The sequence below is a fragment of the Pararhizobium sp. A13 genome, from assembly GCF_040126305.1.
Lineage (GTDB): Bacteria > Pseudomonadota > Alphaproteobacteria > Rhizobiales > Rhizobiaceae > Pararhizobium.
The window spans coordinates 2,459,810-2,478,489 of the sequence record NZ_CP149510.1; the positions used below are offsets into that span (position 1 = coordinate 2,459,810).

Annotated in this window: 21 protein-coding genes; 14 read left to right on the forward strand and 7 right to left on the reverse strand. The window is 61.4% G+C overall.

The genetic code is table 11. The features are described 5' to 3' along the window. Positions 1–53 precede the first annotated feature (53 nt). From WI754_RS12040 to era, 8 genes are all read left to right on the forward strand, one after another. Complete coding sequence (locus WI754_RS12040) at positions 54–641, forward strand: hypothetical protein (protein WP_349433637.1); 588 nt, start codon at positions 54–56, stop codon at positions 639–641. Positions 642–650: 9 nt separating this feature from the next. Further along, positions 651–1,109 (forward strand): DsrE family protein, encoded by a 459-nt coding sequence (locus tag WI754_RS12045; protein ID WP_349433638.1) that lies wholly within the window; start codon positions 651–653, stop codon positions 1,107–1,109. Between the two features lie 173 nt (positions 1,110–1,282). After that, positions 1,283–1,435, forward strand: a complete 153-nt coding sequence (locus tag WI754_RS12050; RefSeq protein ID WP_081920925.1) for a DUF3563 family protein — start codon at positions 1,283–1,285, stop codon at positions 1,433–1,435. Positions 1,436–1,590: 155 nt separating this feature from the next. Further along, positions 1,591–2,229 carry a DUF2062 domain-containing protein gene (locus WI754_RS12055; RefSeq protein WP_349433639.1) on the forward strand — a complete coding sequence of 213 codons (639 nt, stop codon included), beginning with the start codon at positions 1,591–1,593 and terminating at the stop codon, positions 2,227–2,229. 87 nt (positions 2,230–2,316) lie between these two features. Next, entirely contained in the window at positions 2,317–2,724 is a 408-nt protein-coding gene (acpS, locus tag WI754_RS12060) for a holo-ACP synthase (protein WP_349433640.1), read from the forward strand. Between the two features lie 185 nt (positions 2,725–2,909). Next, positions 2,910–3,653 (forward strand): signal peptidase I, encoded by a 744-nt coding sequence (gene lepB / locus WI754_RS12065; protein ID WP_349433641.1) that lies wholly within the window; start codon positions 2,910–2,912, stop codon positions 3,651–3,653. After that, a complete protein-coding gene (gene rnc, locus WI754_RS12070; RefSeq protein WP_349433642.1) occupies positions 3,650–4,366 on the forward strand; it encodes a ribonuclease III in 717 nt (238 codons plus the stop codon). The genes lepB and rnc overlap by 4 nt, the downstream gene beginning before the upstream one ends. A gap of 109 nt (positions 4,367–4,475) precedes the next feature. After that, entirely contained in the window at positions 4,476–5,408 is a 933-nt protein-coding gene (era, locus tag WI754_RS12075) for a GTPase Era (RefSeq protein WP_349433643.1), read from the forward strand. Between the two features lie 13 nt (positions 5,409–5,421). Here the strand turns inward: era and arsC are convergent, their stop codons facing one another. From arsC to WI754_RS12095, 4 genes are read right to left on the reverse strand one after another with little or no spacing between them, the layout of a single operon-like run. Then, entirely contained in the window at positions 5,422–5,847 is a 426-nt protein-coding gene (gene arsC, locus WI754_RS12080) for an arsenate reductase (glutaredoxin) (RefSeq protein ID WP_349433644.1), read from the reverse strand. 20 nt (positions 5,848–5,867) lie between these two features. Continuing rightward, the gene (locus WI754_RS12085; RefSeq protein WP_349433645.1) at positions 5,868–6,542 is read right to left on the reverse strand and encodes an MIP/aquaporin family protein; all 675 of its coding nucleotides are present in this window, start codon (positions 6,540–6,542) and stop codon (positions 5,868–5,870) included. After that, positions 6,542–7,069, reverse strand: a complete 528-nt coding sequence (locus WI754_RS12090; protein WP_349433646.1) for an arsenate reductase ArsC — start codon at positions 7,067–7,069, stop codon at positions 6,542–6,544. The genes WI754_RS12085 and WI754_RS12090 overlap by 1 nt, the downstream gene beginning before the upstream one ends. Beyond that, positions 7,062–7,418 (reverse strand): helix-turn-helix transcriptional regulator, encoded by a 357-nt coding sequence (locus WI754_RS12095; protein ID WP_349433647.1) that lies wholly within the window; start codon positions 7,416–7,418, stop codon positions 7,062–7,064. Before WI754_RS12095 ends, WI754_RS12090 begins: the two co-directional genes overlap by 8 nt. A gap of 177 nt (positions 7,419–7,595) precedes the next feature. Between WI754_RS12095 and WI754_RS12100 the strand changes: the two genes are divergently transcribed. The 3 genes from WI754_RS12100 (at position 7,596) to WI754_RS12110 (ending at position 12,603) form a co-directional block, all read left to right on the forward strand. Beyond that, entirely contained in the window at positions 7,596–8,594 is a 999-nt protein-coding gene (locus WI754_RS12100; RefSeq protein WP_349433649.1) for a glutathione S-transferase family protein, read from the forward strand. A gap of 299 nt (positions 8,595–8,893) precedes the next feature. Next, on the forward strand, positions 8,894–10,150 hold the full coding sequence (locus WI754_RS12105; RefSeq protein WP_349433650.1) for a cyclopropane-fatty-acyl-phospholipid synthase family protein: 1,257 nt from the start codon (positions 8,894–8,896) through the stop codon (positions 10,148–10,150). Between the two features lie 131 nt (positions 10,151–10,281). Beyond that, the gene (locus tag WI754_RS12110) at positions 10,282–12,603 is read left to right on the forward strand and encodes a Tex family protein (RefSeq protein ID WP_349433652.1); all 2,322 of its coding nucleotides are present in this window, start codon (positions 10,282–10,284) and stop codon (positions 12,601–12,603) included. A gap of 167 nt (positions 12,604–12,770) precedes the next feature. Here WI754_RS12110 and WI754_RS12115 read toward each other — a convergent pair whose 3' ends face one another. After that, complete coding sequence (locus WI754_RS12115) at positions 12,771–13,139, reverse strand: heparinase II/III family protein (RefSeq protein WP_349437799.1); 369 nt, start codon at positions 13,137–13,139, stop codon at positions 12,771–12,773. 546 nt (positions 13,140–13,685) lie between these two features. Here WI754_RS12115 and recO point away from each other — a divergent pair. Next, the gene (gene recO, locus WI754_RS12120) at positions 13,686–14,432 is read left to right on the forward strand and encodes a DNA repair protein RecO (protein WP_349433653.1); all 747 of its coding nucleotides are present in this window, start codon (positions 13,686–13,688) and stop codon (positions 14,430–14,432) included. A gap of 13 nt (positions 14,433–14,445) precedes the next feature. Next, the gene (locus WI754_RS12125; protein WP_349433654.1) at positions 14,446–14,955 is read left to right on the forward strand and encodes a PaaI family thioesterase; all 510 of its coding nucleotides are present in this window, start codon (positions 14,446–14,448) and stop codon (positions 14,953–14,955) included. Positions 14,956–14,982: 27 nt separating this feature from the next. On the opposite strand, the gene WI754_RS12130 is transcribed toward WI754_RS12125, so the two are convergent. Continuing rightward, complete coding sequence (locus tag WI754_RS12130) at positions 14,983–15,852, reverse strand: sigma-70 family RNA polymerase sigma factor (RefSeq protein ID WP_349433655.1); 870 nt, start codon at positions 15,850–15,852, stop codon at positions 14,983–14,985. Between the two features lie 147 nt (positions 15,853–15,999). Between WI754_RS12130 and WI754_RS12135 the strand changes: the two genes are divergently transcribed. Beyond that, positions 16,000–16,458, forward strand: a complete 459-nt coding sequence (locus WI754_RS12135; protein WP_349433656.1) for a carboxymuconolactone decarboxylase family protein — start codon at positions 16,000–16,002, stop codon at positions 16,456–16,458. Positions 16,459–16,523: 65 nt separating this feature from the next. Here the strand turns inward: WI754_RS12135 and WI754_RS12140 are convergent, their stop codons facing one another. Further along, entirely contained in the window at positions 16,524–18,527 is a 2,004-nt protein-coding gene (locus WI754_RS12140) for a PhoX family phosphatase (RefSeq protein ID WP_349433657.1), read from the reverse strand. Positions 18,528–18,680: the final 153 nt, after the last annotated feature.

An 18,680-nucleotide genomic window follows, 5' to 3' on the forward strand; every position in this document is an offset into this window, starting at 1 on the left:
GTTCCACGCGGTTCTTCGTGGGAACATGCCATTCTTCTCGGACGGAGGATGCGATGCGTGCACTGCTGCGAGCACTGGCTTTCGGACTTGTCCTGGGACTGCCTGCGGATTTTTCGGTCGCGGCAGATACCAATCTTCAATTGTTCGGACGGGATGTCGGCAAGGAAAAGGCCTATGCCTGCTATGCCCGGACATACACCAAGGCGCATCTCGCCAGTCATCCCGATCAGAACGTCCGCGACATGATGGTTTTCGTCGATAGCTACGAGGACGAGGGTGGCGCCGGCCGTCAGTATATCCTGGGCATGTCGGTCAATTTCCGCCAGTTGAAAAGACCCTACAGCGTCTATGGCGGATGTTCCGCCGGCACGGATGGAAAACAGGCCCTGCACTGCGGCATTGAATGCGACGGCGGCACCATCGCCGTCCGCATCAAGGACAAGAATTCCATCCTCCTCGATATTCCCGACGGCGCGCGGGTCAGCGACGAAGAGGGCGAGGAGGAATTGAGCGACTTGCCCGAAGGCGCCAAGTTCGGATCGGACGACAAGATTTTCCGTCTCGACCGCACGGCACTTTCGAGCTGCCTGCCGCTTGCTTCCGACGAGGAAACCAAGGCCGCTCTGCTGGCGGCGCATTGAGGTGGTGTCATGTCGATCAAACGCCGGACTGTCTTCACGCGTGCCCTGATCGCGCCGCTCGCCGCGCTCTTTGCAGGACGCGCCGCGTCTGCCGCGACGGCGTTGCCCGATGTCGGCAGGCAAAGGGTCGTCTATCACCTTGCCGATACCGAGAAGGTGATGTTTGTTCTTGGGAATATCCGCAACCATATAGAGGGCATGGGCGGGCCGCAGGCCGTGGATATCGTGCTTGTCGTGCATGGCCCCGCATTGACCCTTTTCCACACGCTGAAAGCCAACCCCAAAATGGCCAAGCAGGTGGCCCGGATGAGCGCGGAAGGTGTTCGCATGGCCGCGTGCGGCAATGCGATGGCGGCGCAAAAGCTGGAGATCGCCGATTTGCTGCCCGGTTTTGTCCGCGCCGACGAGGGCGGCGTTGTCCGCATCGCGAAGCTTCAGACCGAGGGCTACGTCTACATTCGGCCATGATTGGCGGCATTTCCGCATAGTCGGACGGCAGTTGCTCCGAAAATGTGCACTTTAAGGGGTAAAGTGATGCATGTCATGCGTGAAACGCATGGCTGCCGCCTCTTTGTAGCTCTGGTGAATAAGCGCGGCCTCAACTATCTTCAGCGTCGGGAGGTAAACGAAAGAGGTTTACCATGTTTAAGCAACTGAAGAAAATCACCCGCGCCCTGCGCGTACCGTCTGCTGAAGAGCGGGAAATGAACTATCTCAATGGTTCGCTCGACCGGATCGATCTGGAATACCGTCAGCGTCAGGTTGACCGCGGCCTGTTCCGCAACTCCTTCTAAGTCACGCTGCCGTCCGGCTGCCTGTTTCGGCAGGCTGCCGGGACATATGCAAATTGCGCATGCCTGACTGGTTCGCTGTGCATGATGCGCAGGCGCCCTGAAGTGCCGGGCATGATGGCCCGATCTGCGGCATATTTGCGCTTGGCCATGCCGGAATGCTGATTTTCCGGTACCTGCCATTGAACAGCCATATCCGCATCGTCTATCAGGACAGCATGTTGTTCAGACGCAAGAAGCCCGCAACCTTGTCGGGAAGGCTCCGTGAGTTTCTGTGGCCGCGAAAGGGCTTTTCCCGCGGCGTGCGGTATTTGTCGATGCGCGTCCTGCGGCTATCGTCCTCTCCGCATTCCATCGCCGTCGGCGTTGCCGCCGGGGCAGCGTCTTCCGCAACGCCGTTTGTCGGCTTTCACATCATCATCGCCCTTGCTGTTGCCTACCTGCTGTCGGGCAATCTGATCGCTGCCGGCATAACAACCGCGCTTGCCAATCCGCTGACCATACCGTTCATTCTCGTCGCGACCTACGAGGTTGGCGTGGTGATCCTTGGTACAGGCGGCAGCGGTGCTCTGACGGGGGAAAACATCCTCCATATGCTGAGCCATCTTGAACTGGCGCAGTTATGGGAGCCTTTGCTCAAGCCGATGCTGATCGGCTCGGTGCCGCTTGCGGCCGCAAGTGCCGCTCTTTTCTATGTCGCGGCCTTTTATGCCGCCAAGCTGTTCCAGTCCCGCCGCAAGGTTCGGCGCTGCGGCAACGTGCAGGCCCGCACGGCGGGATCGGCGAATGGTCCTTGATCTCACGAATTTTTAACTTGGCAGACGGCTGTCCGTTTGCTCTTGTCCAGCGACGCGGCCTCAACGCTCATAAGGTATTTCGTTTCGATGATTATCGGCATCGGCAGTGACTTGATCGACATCAGGCGTATTGAAAACTCGCTTGAACGCTTCGGCGAGCGGTTTAGCCAGCGCTGCTTCACCGAAATAGAGATCCGGAAATCCGAAGGCCGGAAAAACCGCGCCGAATCCTATGCCAAGCGGTTTGCGGCGAAGGAAGCCTGTTCGAAGGCACTCGGGACAGGCATGGCGCAAGGCGTGTTCTGGAAGGACATGGGCGTCGTCAACCTGCCGGGCGGCAAGCCGACGATGCAGCTGACCGGCGGTGCTGCCGAAAGACTTGCAGCAATGCTGCCGGCCGGTCACCGCGGTGTCATTCATCTCACCATCACCGACGACTTTCCGCTGGCGCAGGCCTTCGTGATAATCGAAGCTCTGCCCGTTGCCCCGGATTAAGGAAGCGTTTAGAGCATGTCCGAATGAAGCGGACCGGAAAACGGGTGTGGTTCATTTGAAAAAGCGGCGCCGGGCACGATGTGCATCAGGCCGTCATTCAGATGTCCGGCAGGATACAAACCGCAGGCAATATCTTCGCTCGACGCGACAACCGGTCGAGCGCTCATGGATCAAGGAACGACGGCGTGGCAGAAAAAATAGAAAAGAAGCAGAGTGGCCTTTGGGAAAACGTCAAGGTCATTATCCAGGCGCTTCTCTTGGCAGTGGTGATCCGCACCGTCTTCTTCCAGCCCTTTACGATCCCCTCCGGTTCGATGATGCCGACGCTGCTGGTCGGCGACTACATCTTCGTCAACAAGTTCGCCTATGGCTACTCCAAATATTCCCTGCCGTTTTCGCCAGATCTGTTCAGCGGCCGTATTTTCGCCAGTGAGCCGAAGCGCGGCGATGTCGTGGTGTTTCGTTTCCCGCCGAACCCGGACATCGATTACATCAAGCGCCTGATCGGTCTTCCGGGCGACAGGATCCAGGTTCGCGACAGCATTCTCTACGTCAACGACAAGCCCGTTCCGCGCGTGCCGGATGGCGCCTTCCGCGCTGACGACCAATATGACACGGGCGCTGAAGTTCCAGTCTATCGCGAGACGCTGGACAACGGCGTCACGTTCGATACGCTCGATCAGTTTCCGGATTCGCGCGGCGACAACACACGTGAGTTCATCGTTCCGGAAGGCCATTATTTCATGATGGGCGACAACCGCGACAACTCGGCCGACAGTCGTTTCGATGTCGGTTTCGTGCCCGCGCAGAACCTCATCGGCCGTGCCAGCATGATCTTCTTCTCGCTCGGCAATGACACGTCGTTCCGCGAAGTGTGGAAATGGCCGACGAACCTGCGATACGACCGTCTTTTCAAGAGTGTCGAATGAGTAAGGGCCGTTCGCTGAGCACGGAGGACCGGGAGCGCCTTGAAGCTGCGATCGGCTACAGCTTCGTTCAGAAGGAACGGCTCGACCGGGCGCTGACCCATGCCAGCGCCCGCAATGCCAAGGGCTCGAACTACGAGCGCCTGGAGTTCCTCGGTGACCGTGTGCTCGGGCTCTGCGTCGCCGAGCTTCTGTTCCAGACCTTCAAGGAAGCAGACGAAGGCGAGCTTTCCGTTCGCCTGAACCAGTTGGTCAGCGCCGAAAGCTGCGCGCTCGTCGCTGACGCGCTGTCGCTGCACCTCTTCATCCGCACCGGCGCCGACGTCAAGAAACTCACCGGAAAACACATGCTGAATGTGCGGGCCGATGTGGTAGAGTCGCTGATCGCCGCGATCTATCTCGATGGCGGGCTGGAGGCAGCGCGCGGTTTCATCCAGCGCCACTGGTCGGCGCGGGCAAGCCGGGTCGATGGTGCGCGTCGCGATGCCAAGACTGAACTGCAGGAATGGGCACACGCCAAATTCGGCGTGACGCCGAGCTACCGCATCGACGACCGGTCCGGTCCGGATCACGATCCGCGCTTCACGGTGACGGTGGAGATTCCCGGCATTGCACCGGCAACCGGCATCGACCGCTCGAAGCGAGCCGCCGAACAAGTGGCCGCCACGAAGGTCCTGGAGCGGGAAGGCGTCTGGAAGGCCGCAGCGACGGCCTGATCTGTCCGGAGGCAAAAAGCCTCCTGAAAGATCAGGCAATCTTTTGATAGACCATGCGATCCTGCGCGCCGTTGCGGCGCCCGGCGCACAATCGGAAATTACGGACGATATGAGCGAAAACACTGTAGAGACAACGGCGCCGGAAGGCGTTGCCACCCGTTCCGGCTTCGTGGCGCTGATCGGCGCCACCAATGCCGGAAAGTCCACCCTGGTCAACCGGCTGGTCGGCGCCAAGGTGTCGATCGTCAGCCACAAGGTGCAGACGACCCGCGCCATCGTCCGTGGCATCGCGATCCACAAACAGGCCCAGATCGTCTTCATGGATACGCCCGGCATCTTCAAGCCGCGCCGCCGCCTCGACCGCGCCATGGTGACGACCGCCTGGGGCGGCGCCAAGGATGCCGACGCCATCATGATGCTGATCGACAGCGAGCGCGGCCTCAAAGGCGACGCAGAGACCATTCTCGAGGGGCTGAAGGAAGTCGAACAGCCGAAGATGCTGGTCCTCAACAAGATCGACCAGGTTTCGCGCGAGGATCTCTTGAAGCTCGCAACCGCGGCCAACGAATATGTCGACTTCGAGCGCACTTTCATGATTTCGGCGCTCAACGGTTCCGGTTGCGACGACGTGCTCGACTATCTCGCCATGAAACTGCCGGAAGGCCCCTGGTATTATCCCGAAGACCAGATTTCCGATCTGCCGATGCGTCAGCTCGCCGCGGAAATCACCCGCGAAAAGCTCTTCCTGCGCCTGCATCAGGAACTTCCCTATTCGTCGCATGTCGAGACGGAGAAATGGGAAGAGCGCAAGGACGGCTCGGTGCGCATCGAGCAGGTGATCTATGTCGAGCGTGACAGCCAGAAGAAGATCGCGCTCGGCAAGAACGGCGAGGCGATCAAGGCGATATCCATGGCCTCGCGCAAGGAGCTCTCCGAAATCCTCGAACAGCCGGTTCACCTGTTCCTGTTCGTCAAGGTCCGCGAAAACTGGGGTGACGACCCGGAGCGCTTCCGCGAAATGGGGCTGGAGTTTCCGAAGTAGGCCAGCGGCTGGTCTATGACCTGATCCTCTTGCCTTTTGCGTCGAGCACCTGTTCGCCGTCTTCCTTGGCGAAGGGGCCCCTGTGCGTCTCCGGCAGGATATCGAGAACCACCTCCGACGGCCGGCAGAGCCGCGTGCCCATCGGTGTGACGACGAAGGGCCGGTTGATCAGGATCGGATGCGCCAGCATCGTATCAAGCAGCCGGTCGTCGCTCAGCGCCGGATCGGCAAGGCCGAGTTCGTCGAAGGGGGTACCCCTTTCGCGGATCGCCTCGCGGGCGCTGAGGCCGGCATCGGCGACCATCGCTTTCAACGCGTCCCGGCTTGGCGGATTGTGAAGGTATTCGATCACAGTGGGTTCGATCCCTGCACTGCGGATCATTGCGAGTGTGTTACGGGACGTGCCGCAATCGGGGTTGTGATAGATGGTGACGGTCATGATGGCCTCGGCGCGGGTGCTCAGGTGTTGGTGGAGGGCTGCCGCAGCAGCCAGCTCATCAGGGAAAGCGCAAGAACTGCCCCCAGAATTTCGGCGATGACGAAGCCTGGGAGATCGAGCGGACGGATCCCGGAGAAGGTATTGGTCAGCGACCGCGCCAGCGCCACGGCGGGATTGGCGAAGGAGGTGGACGCGGTGAACCAGTAGGCGGCGGTGATGTAGAGCCCGACCAGCCATGGCACGCCCTGCCGCTCGAAGCGGATGCCGGCAAGGATTGTTGCCACCAGGCCGAAAGCAGCTACCCCTTCGGAAAACCACTGCGCAGGCCCTGTGCGCACCCTCAGCGAGGCTTCTACGGGCGCAAGGTCGAACATCAGATGGGCAACGATCGTTCCGGCGATCCCCCCGAGGCATTGGGCCACGATATAGAGTGCCAGATCGCGCCGCGGCAACTCGCGCTTCAGCGCGAAAACCAACGATACGGCCGGATTGAAATGCGCGCCGGAAATCGGTGCGAAGATGGTGATCAGCACCACCAGAATAGCACCCGTCGCGAGCGTGTTGCCGAGAAGCGCCAGCGCCGTATCGTCCGTCAGCGTGTCGGCCATGATGCCGGAACCGACCACTGTCGCGACCAGCAGGCAGGTTCCGAGCGCTTCTGCGAAAATTCGCCGCTGCAAATCGAATGCCGGCATCATCCGGCCTTCGCCGGGCTGATACTCGCGCCTTCCATGGCGCCGATCTGGCGCAGATGTGTTTCCATCGCCAGTTTGTCGATCGAACTGTGCGGCAGGGCGAGAAATGCCATGATCCGGTTTTTCAGGAACCGTGCGGCCTGTGAGAAGGCGCGCTCCTTCTCGAACTCGTTGCCTTCCACCGCCGCGGGGTCCTCGACGCCCCAGTGTGCCGTCATCGGATGGCCGATCCAGACAGGGCAGGCCTCGCCGGCGGCATTGTCGCAAACCGTGAAGATGAAATCCATCTGCGGCGCGTCTTCGACGGCAAAGACGTCCCAGCTTTTGGAACTGAAACCGGTTATCGGATAGCCCAGCGCGCTCAATTCCCGTAAGGCCAGGGGATGAACGGTCCCCTTCGGATAGCTCCCCGCCGAATAGGCTTTGAAACGGCCCTTTCCTTCGGCATTCAGGATGGATTCAGCGAGAATGGAGCGAGCGGAATTTCCGGTGCACAGGAAGAGCACGTTGTAGATGCGGTCAGGCATGGGCTTTTTCCTTTGGAGTACAGCAGGGAACGAGATCTGCAATCAGCGGAGCGCAGAGATCGGGATGACCGGCACAGCAATCTTTCAGGAGGAACGTCACGACATCGCGCAGGCTGTCGAGGCTGGCGCGGTAGACGATGGACCGGCTTTGTCGCTCAGCCGTAATGAGGCCCACCCGCTGCAGGGCTGCCAGATGTGTCGACATGGTGTTATGGGGAACGCCGAGCAGCCGGGCGATTTCCCCGGCTGGCAAGCCATCGGGTTCGTGGATGACGAGCAGCCGAAAGGCATCCAGGCGGGTACCTTGGGCGAGAGCGGCAAAGGCATTGACGGCATTGTTATTGTCCATATGTCGAGAATTATCGACATATGGATCCTCCGTCAACATGAAACTGCCTGGCTGGGTGACTCCCGTCATCGAACACTCTGTCGTTGAAACGCCGGCTTGCGGTTCCTGCGTGCGCGTGGGATTTCGGAACCAAATGAAGCGCCCGGCAGTTTCGGGCTTGCAAAAGGACGTCTCTCGATGCCGCAGCTGGTCGATGGAAAATGGGAAAAAGGCGACGTCGCCGCGAGTGAGATGAGGGACGGCGCCTTTCATCGTGAACCCACCAGCTTCCGCAACTGGATCACCTCCGATGGATCGCCGGGGCCGGACGGCCAGGCGGCGCTTCCCACTGAGGCCGGCCGCTATCAGCTATTTGTCGCCTTCATCTGCCCCTGGGCATCCCGCACGCTGATGATGCGCAATCTGAAAGGCCTGCAGGATATCATTTCCGTATCCATCGCTGAACCGGAACTCGGCGAAAACGGCTGGACCTATGCCGAGCCGCAGGACGCCGGTCCGCGCCTCGCCAAGATCCGTTACCAGCACGAACTCTATACGGCATCCGACCCGCATTATACCGGCAAGGTCTCCGTCCCGGTGCTTTGGGACCGGAAGGAAGGCCGCATCGTCAACAACGAATCCGCCGATATCATTCGTATCCTCAACACTGCCTTCAATCAGCTGTCGGATAACATGCTTGATTTCTACCCGCAGACGCTGCGCCCGGAAATCGACCGCTGGAACGCGCCGATCTATGAGAAGGTCAACAACGGCGTCTACCGGGCTGGTTTTGCCAAGACGCAAGGTGCCTATGAGGAGGCCGCGACCGACCTCTTTGAAATGCTCGATACGCTCGAAGCGCATCTGTCGCAGAGCCGCTACATTGCTGGAGCCCACTTCACCGAGGCCGATATCCGCCTGTTCGTCACGCTGATCCGCTTCGACTGCGCCTATCACGGCGCCTTCAAATGCAATCTGCGGCGGCTGGAGGATTATCCGAACCTGTCGAACTATCTGCGGGAGATCTACCAGTGGCCAGGCATCCGCGAGACCGTGCGGATCGATCAGATAAAGCGCGGCTATTATTCCATCGCCCATATCAACCCGACACGGATCGTCCCCGTCGGGCCCGCGCTGGACCTCGACCGGCCGCACGACAGGGCACGTCTCGACGGGCATGGCGTGGTTACCCTTTGATTTTGCTAATTTACTAAGCAAATAAATCTTTGAGGGACCTGCCGCAGCCATTGCGAAAAAGCGAAACCGCGCTAGTCTAGTACCCGTTCTGATGGATAAGTTTCCCGATCGGGAGCGCCCAGACGATCTGCCCGGCATGCCGACTGGCGGTGTCACGATTGCTTCCAGCACGGCTTGTTTTCCGGCGATGGCGTTCCAGCTCCGGTTTTCCCGTCCCCGGATTTTCCGGCGACACGTCGAGACCGGCACCCCGTGAATATCCAGCGGAACGATCCGATGGGCTGTGGTCGAGGTCTGGAATGAGCACAACATTTCTGAAACTGCTTCGCCGGCTGGTTCAAAAAGGCAATCTGCGCATTGCCCTTTCGTCTGGAGAACAGGCCGTCCTTGGTGATGGCTCCGGTGAGCCTGTCGCGCTCCGGATGATCGATGAAGAGGCCGAAAAGGCGATCCTGCGCGATCCGGGCCTGAAATTCGGGGAGATGTATGTCGACGGGCGCGTCGTCATCGATGAGGGCAACATTTTCGATGTCATTTCGATGATGAAGGCCAATGGCCTCGAACGGGCAGCGACCGTCAGCAACACGGTCACCGCCCTTCTGCATGTCGCCGAACAGCAGGTCAAAAGCCGCCTGCCGGTCAATCGCAACAAGCACAATGTCGCCCATCACTACGATCTCGATGGCAAGCTGTTCGATCTGTTTCTCGATCAGGACTGGCAATACTCCTGCGCCTATTTCGATCCGCCCGGCATCAGCCTCGATGAGGCGCAGACCGCGAAGAAGCGCCACATCGCGGCAAAACTGCTTCTGGAGCCCGGCCAAAGGGTGCTGGATGTGGGCTCCGGCTGGGGCGGCATGGCGATGTACCTTGCCGAATCGTCGGGCGTCGAAGTCACTGGCATCACGCTCAGCGAAGAGCAATTGAAGGTTTCCCGCGGGCGAGCGGCAAAGCGCGGGCTCGCGGGCCGCGTCCGTTTCGAACTGCAGGACTATCGGACCATGGCGAACCAAAAGTTCGACCGCATCGTCTCCGTCGGCATGTTCGAGCATGTCGGCATGGCCAATTACGGCAATTTCTTCAGCAAGATGGCGGACCTGCTTGCTCCGAAGGGGGTGATGCTGCTGCATTCGATCGGCCAGGCGGAAAAGCCCTGGGCGACCAATCCCTGGATCGAGAAATACATCTTTCCCGGCGGCTATATGCCGGCCCTGTCGGAAGTCTTGCCGGCGATCGAGAAGGCGCGGCTGATGATCAAGGATATCGAGATCCTGCCGATGCATTATGCCCACACGCTCCGGGCCTGGCGCGACCGCTTCACGGCGCGCAAGGAGGAGGCGATCCGGCTCTATGACGAGAGATTCTTCCGCATGTGGGAGTTCTATCTGGCAGCGTCCGAAACGGCCTTCATCTACGACAAGCTGCTGATCTTCCAGATCCAGCTTTCGCGCGAGCAGGATGCCGTGCCCTATACCCGCAGCTACATCGGCGAGCGCGAGGTGGCGTTGCGCGAATTCGAAAAGACGCGTCCGCCGCTGGAGCGGGTCGAGTTCTAAGCTGACCTTGGTTGCAACGGAGGGCATTATCCTTCTGTGGACGCTCATTAGCCGGTGGAGCGCCTTCACTTGGCCTTGATGGCATGTGCCTCTATGGTGTCTGCCACATCATCATCAAGACACGGAATGCCATGCCCCTGCCTTCAAAGCCCATTGCCGTCCTCATCGCCCAGGAAATCAAGGCCACGCCTGCGCAGGTGATTGCAGCCATCGAGTTGCTCGACGAAGGCGCCACCGTTCCCTTCATCGCGCGTTATCGCAAGGAAGTGACCGGCGGTCTGGACGATACGCAGTTGCGCGATCTGGCCGAACGTCTCGTCTATCTGCGCGAACTGGAAGCCCGCCGGGTCTCGATCCTCGACTCGATCCGCAGTCAGGACAAGCTGACGGAGGAGCTGGAAGCCAAGATCGCCGCCGTCACGACGAAGGCGGAGCTGGAAGACATCTATCTGCCCTACAAGCCGAAGCGGCGAACCAAGGCGGAAATCGCCCGCGAGCGCGGATTGGGGCCGCTGGCAGAAGCCATTCTTGCCGACCGCTCCGTCGCGCCGGCAGACCGCGCATCGGCCTTCATCACGGCGGAGGTGCTGGACGTCAAGACCGCGCTTGATGGCGCCCGCGACATCGTTGCCGAGGGGATCACCGAAAATGCCGACCTGCTCGGGCGCCTGCGCGCCCATATGCGGCAGGTCGCGTTTCTGCGCGCCAAGGTGGTCGATGGCAGGCAGGAGGCTGGCGCCAAATTCTCCGACTATTTCGACCATTCCGAACGCTGGGCAACCGTCGCCGGCCACCGGGCACTTGCCATGTTGCGCGGCTGGAACGAGGAATTCCTCTCCGTCGATATCATCGTCGATCAGGACGAAACCGCGCCGGTCAAGCCAGTCGAGCGCACCATCGCCGCCGCCTACACCGTCGGCGGCACGTTGCCGGGCGACAAGTGGCTGATGGAGGTGATCGGCTGGACCTGGCGCGTCAAGCTGTCGATGTCGCTGTCGCTCGATCTGATGCGCGAAATGCGTGAACGGGCGGAAGAGGAGGCGATCCATGTCTTCGCGCGCAATCTGAAGGACCTGCTTCTTGCCGCTCCCGCCGGCTCACGCGCGACGATGGGCCTCGACCCGGGCATCCGCACCGGCGTCAAGGTCGCGGTCGTCGATGGCACGGGCAAGCTGCTCGAGACGACGACGGTCTATCCGTTTCCACCGAAGAACGACATTCGCGGCACCCAGGCCGAACTTGCAAGCCTCGTGCGCAAACATAAGATTGAACTGATCGCCATCGGCAACGGCACGGGCAGCCGCGAGACGGAACGTCTCGTCGCCGACATGCTGGGCCAACTGCCGGCGGGACCGAAGCCCACCAAGGTCATCGTCTCGGAAGCCGGCGCTTCGGTCTATTCCGCCTCGCAGGCCGCGGCGGATGAATTCCCCGGCCTCGACGTATCCCTGCGCGGTGCCGTCTCGATTGCCCGCCGCCTGCAGGATCCGCTAGCCGAACTGGTGAAGATCGAGCCGAAATCGATCGGCGTCGGCCAATACCAGCACGATGTCGACCAGGGTCGTCTCAACCGCTCGCTCGATGCCGTCGTCGAAGACGCCGTGAACGCCGTCGGCGTTGATCTCAACACGGCGTCGGCGCCGCTGCTTGCCCGCGTCTCCGGTCTCGGCAAATCGTCCGCCGAGGCGATCGTCACCCATCGCGACGCGACCGGGCCCTTCGAAAGCCGCAAGGAATTGATGAAAGTGCCGCGGCTTGGCGCCCGCACCTTTGAGCAATGCGCCGGCTTCCTGCGGATCCCGAACGGCAAGGAGCCGCTCGATGCATCCTCCGTGCATCCGGAAGCCTATGGCGTGGCGAAAAAGATCGTTGCAGCCTGTGGCCGCGATGTCCGGGCGATCATGGGGGACAGCGCCATCCTGAAGGGTCTCGATCCGCGCACTTTTGTCGATGAGCGCTTCGGCCTGCCGACGGTCAAGGACATTCTCGCAGAACTCGAAAAGCCCGGCCGCGACCCGCGCCCGAGCTTCAAGACCGCCACCTTCGCCGACGGTGTCGACGACATCAAGGACCTGAAACCCGGCATGCTGCTCGAGGGCACCGTCACCAATGTCGCGGCCTTCGGCGCCTTCGTCGATATCGGCGTCCACCAGGACGGGCTCGTGCACGTCTCCCAGCTCGCTGATCGCTTCGTCAAGGATCCGCACGAGGTGGTGAAGGCCGGGGATATCGTTCAGGTACGCGTCACCGAGGTCGATGTCCCCCGCAAGCGCATCGGGCTTACCATGCGCAGGGACGGTGCCGCCGAGTCAGGCGCACGCGAGGCGAGGGGCGACGCAAAGTCAGCCCAGCAGAGCCGCCAGAATCAGGCCCGTGCTCCGCAACCGAAACCGCAAGCCCCGTCGCAGGGCGCTTTCGGGGCTGCGCTGGCGGAGGCCATGAAACGGAAGTAGAGGATTAGCCGCCGCAGCTCGGTTGCTGTCTGTGGGGCAGCAACCGAGCTGCGCTTTATCGTGCCTGCACGAGCGATAGCGTGACGCCATCCGGCGGAACGAGGCCGCGCCAGCTTATCCGCATCGCTTCCACCTTTGTGCCGAAAGCCGGGGAATGCCAGCCGCCTTCACCAATGTCGCCACCCGCCTTGATGGTGATGTCCCCCGGCGCCTTGAAGGACAGGGTCGCAATCGTTTCCCGGTCGCGCGAAATCAGGGACGGTGCCGTCCTTCATCTGCGCGTGCCATTCGGGCGCGAGCTGGAGGACGATCTCCGCCTCCAGGCCTACAGTGCCGGTCAGCTTGTCGCGGATCGCGAAGCCCTCCGGCGTCGAAGACAGCGTGCGGCGATGCTCGGCACCAAACCGCTTCCGATAACCGTCGTGGCTCGCAACGACGGACCAGTTTTCTCCGCCGGTCGCGGTTTCCAATGTGGTGACCGCCTTGTGCGACCAGTTGAAGGAGCCTGACATCGTGCTCTGGTCGGCGCCGCCGATGTTGAGCGTATTGTGGGCACGGGTACCACGGAACCAGTCCCGCCAGTTGCCGCCGGTGGAAAGATGTCCTTCGCAGGACGATGGATGGGGTGAGTTCGCGTGGTTGTCTGGTGCGGTCGCTCATCGCGATCAGGTCGCCGATCAGATTGTTCCGCCCCATTCTTCCGGTCCCATAATGGGCGGGCCAAACAGGCCGAGCCCGGAGAGAAGCGCGATACTGCGAAGACATCAATCACCAGAGGTACCGATAGTCAGAAGGTGCTTGACCTCACCACGCCGAATAGAGAAGACAACTATTGCGCCATGCACGGGGCTAAAATTGTCTCGGCAAACCAGGTCACAGACCGACCTCAGCAAATATTTCGGTATTCACGCTTCCAAATGCAAATGCGGTCGCGATTCTTCCCCGATGCGATAGTACAGGAATGAGAGCATAACGTGGCGCGTTTGCCACGATGTGGGTCAACTGCCGCGGTGCAGACATCGAGATCGGCCACACCGGCCTCGGCCGTTGTCTTCATCGGTCGCCAAAGGTAAAACTGAGCCATGCAGTGGAGTGATCAGGCCATTATCATCGGCGTCAAGCGGCATGGCGAAACCTCCGTCATTGCCGAGGTTATGACGCGGGCGCACGGGCGTCATCTCGGCCTTGTCCGCTCCGGCCGCTCGCGGACGATGCAGCCGGTGCTACAGCCTGGAAACGAGGTCGAGGTTACCTGGCGCGCGCGGCTGGATGAGCATCTCGGCGAATTCCGCGTCGAGCCGGTGCAACTGCGTGCGGCACGGCTGATGGAGGCGGCGACATCGGTCTACGGCGTCCAGGCCATGGGTGCGCTTCTACGGCTGCTGCCGGAGCGTGATCCGCATCCGCATCTCTATGAGGCTCTCGACGTCATTCTCGAAAATCTTCACGACCCGCGCGACGCCGGCGAATTGTTCGTGCGCTTCGAGATCGCCGTCCTCAACGATCTCGGCTTCGGGCTCGATCTGGCCGAATGTGCTGCAACCGGTACGCGCTCCGATCTGGTCTATGTCTCGCCGAAATCCGGCCGCGCCGTCAGCCGCGAGGCGGGCGCGCCCTATGCCGACAAGATGCTGGTGCTGCCTGCCTTTCTTGTCGCGGGTGGCGCCGCCGACTACGACAGCCTGCTGGCGGCCTTCCGCATGACGGCCTTTTTCCTTCATCGCCATGTCTATGAACCGCGTGGCATTGCCCTCTCGACGGCGCGCGACGGCTTCGTTCAGGCCGCCTTGAAGGCGCTGAAGCCGCAAGATGCAGTTTCACACCCATAAGGATCCCGGAAAAATGTCCGTTGAACTCTACCCCGGAATGACCGTCTCCGGTATCGGCACCGTGCCGCTGGATGCTGTCGCGCGCGATGGTGGGCTGAAGGCGATGCTGGACCTCCTGGCCGGCGTCCATCCTGCGCCGCCGATGGCCGCGACGCTGAAATTCGGCCTGAGCGAGGTGGAGGAGGGCAGGGTGAGTTTTCGGGGGCTGCCATCCGCCGAGCATTTGAACCCGCTCGGCACGGTGCATGGCGGCTGGGCGGCAACGATCATGGACTCGGCCCTCGGCTGTGCTGTCATGACGACGCTGAAGCCGGGCGAGGCTTATACGACCGTCGAGTTCAAGATCAATCTAGTCCGCCCGCTGCTGCCCGGCATGGGCGAGGTCTTCTGCGAAGGCAGGATCGTCCACCGCGGCCGCACATTGGCGACCTCGGAGGCTTGGCTGAAGGACGGGAACGGCAAGCTGCTGGCACATGGCACGGAAACCTGCGCCATCTTCCCGATCGAGAACCTGATGCGGTGACGTTTCCGTCACCGCCGGCTGGGCTCCTCACCCCTGGTCGAACAGCGTGAAGTCGATCTGGTCGAGCCGCTCCGGATCGGCGATCGCCTGCACTTCGGCGATCCTGCCGTCGCGGATCGAGAGGCGCAGGATGACGCGCAACTGCCCGCCGACCTCGACGATAAGCCCGAAGCCATCGTCGATAAAGGCCGGCCTTGCGCCAAGGGCGCGGCCCTTGAACGTATTGGCGACGGCCGCAGCACCTTGGATTTCCGCCTGCGATCCAAGCTTCACGGCCGCAACGTCGGCGCGGAACACGACATTCGGATCGAGGACCGCAAGCAACGCCTCGAAATCCCCGCCGCGCGACGCCGCCAGAAAGGCTTCGACGATCCTGCGCTGGTCACTGCGATCGGCATTGGCCGCTGTCCTTGCACCCTGAACACGGCGGCGGGCGCGGCTCGCCAGCTGTCGCGCGGCTTCCGGCGAACGATCGACGATAGGCGCGATCTCGTCGAAGGGCACGGCAAACATGTCGTGCAGCACGAAGGCTAGCCGTTCCGCCGGCGTCAGCGTCTCCAGGACGATGAGCAGCGCGGCGCCGACCGAATCGGCAAGCAGCGCTTCATGTTCGGCGTCGTCGGCCGATGTCAAAGGTTCCGGCACATGCGGCCCATAAGGTTCTTCACGGCGTGATTTGCGGGCGCGCAGCATGTCGAGGCAAATGCGCGCGACCACCGTCGTCAGCCAGCCGCTGAGATTGCCGATCTCCGACATTTCGGAGCGGCCAAGGCGTAGCCAGGCTTCCTGTACCGCGTCTTCCGCCTCGCTGCGCGACCCGAGCATGCGGTACGCTGCCGCCCTCAGCCGGCCGCGATCGGCCTCGAATTTTTCTGCCAGAAATTTTTTCTCGTCCATCCGTCACATTCCTCCACTTCGCTTCGTCATGCCTTTGACGAACGAGAACCGGGCGATGTGACAGACAATCGTCCCGGAAACGGCAGCGTCAAGATCAACCGTCCGGATACCGATATCCGGACGAACCACAGAGTGAGGAGATATCCCGTGCAGCCGAGAATGAACAACCCCGCCGTCATGATCCCGGAAGCCATGCAGGCCCTGAATTCACTGGCGAACGTCACGCGCAAGGGCGGCGTGCCCGCGCTCACCCTCGAACTGGTCAATCTGCGCGCCAGCCAGATCAACGGCTGCAGCGTCTGCGTCGACGCCCATCCGCGCGTGGCGAAGAAAGCGGGCGAGACCGATGAACGCCTCTTTGCGGTCGCCGCCTGGCGCGATACGCCATACTTCACCGATGCGGAACGGGCAGCCCTTGCGCTGACCGAAGCACTGACGCGCATCAGCGACCGCGCCGATCCGGTGCCGGACGACATCTGGAACGCGGCAGTCCGCCACTATGAGGAAACGGCGCTGGCCACCCTTGTTCTCGCCATCGCCAACATCAATGTCTGGAACAGGCTGAACGTCGCCACCAGGCAGGTCGCCGGCGTCTGGAAGCCCTGAGGCAACTGCACAACACGAAAATGGCGCCGCGAGTGCAGCGCCATTTCTCAATTCAGGGAAAGATTTCAGCCGATCTTGCCGCCACCCTGTTTGGTGATGGCAACCACGGCCGGGCGCACCGGCATGTCGTCCTTGAAGTCCGGCCAGCGCGTTGCCGGAGTTTCGAACGTGGCAAGCCCCGCATCGCCCGGATGCTGCACGGCGACGAAGAACGTGTCGGATGTCGGGTTGAAGCTCGGTCCGCACATTTCCGCACCGACCGGCACGCGGAAGAACAGCTTCGACGTGCCGCGGGCCTCCCCCTCGGTATCAACGGCCCAGATGCCGTCGGTACGGCCGGTGTCCTTCTCGTTGTTGCCGTCGGTCGCGACCCAGAGGCGGCCGTCGGCATCGATGGCGCAGTTGTCCGGCATGCCGAACCAGCCATTCTTCGTTGTTGCCGTCGAGAAGGATGCGCCGACTTCGGCAACCGAAGGATCGCCACATTTCAGGAGAACGTCCCATTTCGACTTGGTCGAGGCAAAGTCGCCGTCGGTCTCGGTGATCTCGACGATGTGACCGAAGGCATTTTCGGCGCGCGGATTGGCGTTGTCGACCTGATCCGCTTTGCGCTTGGTGTTGTTGGTCAGCATCACATAGACCTTGCCGGTCATCGCGTTCGGCTGGATGTCTTCGGGCCGGTCCATCTTGGTGGCGCCGAGAGCGTCGGAGGCAAGACGGGTGTTGATCAGAACATCGGCCTGCGAGCCAAAACCGTTCGCCTCCGTCAGCGGACCTTCGCCATGGATCAGCGGCATCCACTCGATCGTGCCGTCGGCATCGAACTTCGCCACATAGAGCGTGCCCTCGTCGAGGATATCCATGTTGGCGGCGCGGTCGTTCGGGTTGAACGTGCCCTTGGTCACGAACTTGTAGACATAGTCGAAGCGCTCGTCGTCGCCGCAGTAGAACACGACGCGGCCATCCTTGTTGACGACCGATTCGGCGCCCTCGTGCTTGAAGCGGCCGAGCGCCGTGCGCTTTTTCGGTATCGAGGTCGGGTCCATGACATCGACTTCGACGATCCAGCCGAAGCGGTTGGCCTCTGCCGGTTCCTTGGAGACATCGAAGCGGTCGTAGAATTTCGACCATTCATACGTGCCGCCCGGCGCGCCGAGCCGCTTCAGCTGCTTGAACTCCGGATGATCCTCGGCGATCTCACCACCGAAATAGCCGTTGAAGTTCTCCTCGGCCATCACGTAGGTGCCCCAGGCGGTGACGCCGCCGGCACAGTTGTTGATGGTGCCGAAGACTTGCTTGCCGGTCGGATCGGATGGCGTCTTCACCCGCTCGTGGCCCGCGACGGGACCGGAAAGCTGCATCTCGGTCTTGACGGTGATGCGGCGATTGTATTTGCCGTCGAGCACCGGCTGCCATTTGCCGTCGACCTTGCGGATTTCGACGATCGTGCCGCCATGCGCGGCCATTTCGATATCGACGAGGTCCTTGGTGTATTCGCCGAGCTTGACCTTTTCCTCTTCCTTGCCGTCCTTCATTTCCTTCACGACCGACGCGAACTTCGGAAACATGATCTCGGCATTGGTATATTCGTGATTGACGACGAGCAGGCCGTGATCCGGATTGCCGTCCAGCGGAATGAAGCCGACGTAATCGTTGTTGTAGCCGAACAGCTTTTCCTGCGCCGCAGCCGTCTGGTTCAGCGGGTCGAAGTCCGGGCTGTCGGCAAAAAGCTTGTCGCCCCAACGCAGAAGGATATCAGCGTCATAACCTTCGGCGACGTGATGGGTCTCGTCGACGCCGGCCTCGATCTCCGTGAAGTCGAAGCTGGAAAGGTTGCCATTGGCGCGCGCATCGTCCGCGGTCAGGATCGCAAGCGGGCTGACTGTGGTGGAGATGGCCGCGACCGCAAGCGAGCCGGCCATGAACGACCGGCGCGAAAAGCGATGATTGATGATATCGCCCATCGTCGGGTTGGTGGAACAGTTCTGGCCGATATCTTCGAGCGCTTCGCGCCGGTCGGTCAACGTCTCGATTTCTGGGGCGGTTGTCGGGGCAGCAACGTGATCCATGATTCACTCTCCTCTTTGTCCGGAACCTGCGCAAAGGCGCGTCGAAACATGCATAGCCACCGTATAATGACAGGTTCGCGACAATCCGTTGAAGAGATTGCTGTCCTCAACCGTCTTCGATTTGGACTGCGAGCGAAAAGCTGTATGGTCGAT